Below are 3,075 nucleotides of genomic sequence, written 5' to 3' on the forward strand. Positions count from 1 at the left end.
GGCCCAGCACCTCGGCCCACACCCCGGCCAAGATCTCCTCACCCGGCGTCCGCGCGCCTGAGAACGCCACCCCGAGTTCGGGGCGTGTCCCGTCCGGCGCCGGCAGCGCGCGGTGGTCGATCTTGCCGTGGAGGGTCAGCGGGACCGACGCCAGCTCCACGAACACCGACGGGATCAGGTAGTCGGGCAGGGTCGTCCGCAGGAAGGCGCGCAGCTCGGTCGTGGGCGGCAGTCCGGTGTCGGATGAGGCCGGCACCGCGTAGGCGACCAGCCGTGCGTCGCCGCCGTCCGCCTGAGCCACCACGACCGCGGCAACCACGTCGGGGTGCAGGAGCAGGGCCGCCTCGACCTCACCGGGCTCGATCCGGAATCCACGGACCTTCACCTGCTGGTCCGCCCGGCCCAGGAACTCCAGCTGGCCATCCGTCCGCCAGCGGACCCGGTCGCCGCTGCGGTACAGCCGGGAGCCGTCGGCGGCGAACGGGTCGGCCACGAACCGCTCGGCGGTCAACTCGGGGCGACCGCCGTACCCGCGGGCCACCCCGGGGCCGCCGACGAACAGCTCTCCCGGCGCCCCGACCGGCACCGGTGACAGGAAACGGTCCAGCACGTAGACCCGGGTGTTCGGGAGGGGGCCGCCGATCGGGGTCGGCCGCTCGTCACCGGGCTCTATACCCGCCAGGTCGCTGTAGGTGGAGTCGATCGTGGTCTCGGTGATCCCGAAGGCTGTCAGCAGCCGGACGCCGGGTCCGAGCACGCGGCGGGCGCGAACCACTCCGGGTGAGCGCCACACGTCCGTGGTGACGATCACCAGGCGCAGCGTCTCCAGCCGCCCGCCCGTCGACTCGAGGTGTGCCATCAGCTCGTCGACGAAGCGGGGGGCCGACTCGAAAGCGTTCACGCCGTGCTCGGCCACCGTGCGGGCCAGGTTGAGGGCCGAGGCCTGGAGGCCGGTGGGGGCCAGGATCAGCGCGCCACCGGAGCACAGCGCCCGCACCACGTCGCCGGTGAAGACGTCGAAGCTGGCACTGGTGACCGACAGCCAGCGGTAGGCGGCGCCGGCCGGTGCGTACGAGCTCGCCCACGCCGCGAAGACGCTCATCAGCGAGGAGTGGGGGACCAGCACGCCCTTGGGGCGGCCGGTGGAGCCGGAGGTGTAGATCACGGCGGCGACCTGGGCGGGCAGGCACTCGAGCCGCGGCGCGGTCGGCGGCCTGGCGTCGATGGCGGCGGCCGTCTCCGGGTCGTCGAGCAGGACCGTCAAGGAGCCTTTGGGCAGCTCCACGGACCGGACCGCCAGCACGACGCCGGCCTGGCCGTCCGCCAGCATGAACGCCACTCGCTCGGCCGGATACTCGGGGTCGACGGGCAGGTACGCCGCCCCGGCCTTCCACGTCGCCAGGAGGGCCACGACGAGGTCCAGGCCGCGGGGCAGGCAGAGCGCGACGACCGTCTCCGGCCCGGCCCCGAGCTCGCGCAGATGGTGCGCCAGCCGGTTCGCCCGTGCGTCGAGCTGGGCGTAGGTCAACGACGCGTCCTCGGCCACCACGGCCACGTCGCGGGGTCGGCGGGCCGCCTGTGCGGCCACCAGCTCGTGCACACCGCGCACCCCGGCCGCCAAGCCGGTGGCGGCCTCGATCGCCGCGGGCATGTCCAGGACGGTGTCGTTCCACGTGGTGACGACGCGCCGGAGCTCATCGGCGTCGAGCGGCGAGAGGTCCGACAGGTGGTCGTGCGGGCGCCGCGCCACCGTGTCGAGCAGCGCGACCAGGTGCTGGACCAGCCGTTCCACGGTCGAGCGGTCGAACAGTTCTGTGCTGTACTCGACCACGCCGCTCAACGGGGCGTCCTCGCCCTCGTCGGCCAGCACGAGGGCGAGGTCGTACAGCGAAGTCTCGCGGGGCAGCCGCAGACCGGAGACGGTGAAGCCGTCGCCGAAGCCCGCTTCCCAGCCCGCTCCCCCGCCCTGCGCGTAGTCGAACATGACCTGGAACAGCGGGGTGCGCGAACGGTCGCGTTCCGGCTGCAGCACCTCGACGAGCCGCTCGAACGGCACGTCCTGGTGAGCGTAGGCGCCCAACGCCTCGTGCCGCACCCGTCCGACGATCTCGGTGAATGTGGGGTCGCCCGACAGGTCGGTGCGCAGGACGAGGGTGTTGACGAAGAACCCGACGAGATCCTCGATCTCCTCGTGGTTGCGGCCGGCGATGGGCGTGCCGACCACGACATCGTCCTGGCCCGCGTACTTGCCCAACAGCACCGTGAAAGCCGACAGCAGCGTCATGAACATCGTGGCGCCAGCGTCCCCGCCGACGGCCCGTAACCTTTGGGCGGTCGCCGCGGGGACCTCGAAGTCGAGCGTCGCCCCCGCCGAGGAGCGGGCCGCCGGGCGTGGCCGGTCTGTGGGCAGCTCCAGCGGCGGCGCTCCGGCCAGCCTTCCCTTCCAGTACGCGAGCTGTCCGTCCAGGACGTCCCCGCGCAACCATTGGCGCTGCCAGATCGCGAAGTCGGCGTACTGTACCAGGGGCGGTGGCAGCGGGCAGGCGTCACCGCGGGCGAAGGCCTCGTACGCCACCACCAGCTCGTGGCGGAGCACGCCGGCGGACCACTCGTCGGAGACCACATGGTGCATACACAGGCTCAGCACGTGGTCGTCCGGCCCCAACCGGATCAGCCGGGCGCGGAGCAGCGGACCGGTCGCGAGGTCGAACGGGGTCCGCGCGTCCGCCGTGATGATCGCCTCCGCGCGGGCCAGGGGGTCCGGCTCGGCACCGAGGTCCATCAGGGTCAGGCCGGCTCCGGAGGGAGGGTCGATCTCCTGCATGCCGACGCCGTCGACGCTGAGCAGACGGGTGCGCAGCACCTCGTGCCGCTCCACCACGAGGTCGAGCGCCGCGCTCAGAGCGTCCGGGTCGAGCCGGCCGGCCAACCGCATGGCCATGGGCAGGTGGTACTCGGTGGCCCCGGGTTCGAGCTGGTCGAGGAACCACAGGCGCTGTTGTGCGAACGACAGCGGCAGCGGCCCTTCACGCCGTGCGACCACGATCGGCGGAGCCAGCCTGCCCCGAGCCGACC

1 protein-coding gene is annotated in these 3,075 nt (G+C 72.9%); it reads right to left on the minus strand.

What is annotated here, in order from left to right:
- A partial coding sequence (locus AB0J09_RS60625; protein WP_360712960.1) for an amino acid adenylation domain-containing protein occupies nucleotides 1-3,075 on the minus strand: 3,075 nt, incomplete at both ends.

The sequence above is a fragment of the Nonomuraea sp. NPDC049784 genome, assembly GCF_040659615.1.
Lineage (GTDB): Bacteria > Actinomycetota > Actinomycetes > Streptosporangiales > Streptosporangiaceae > Nonomuraea.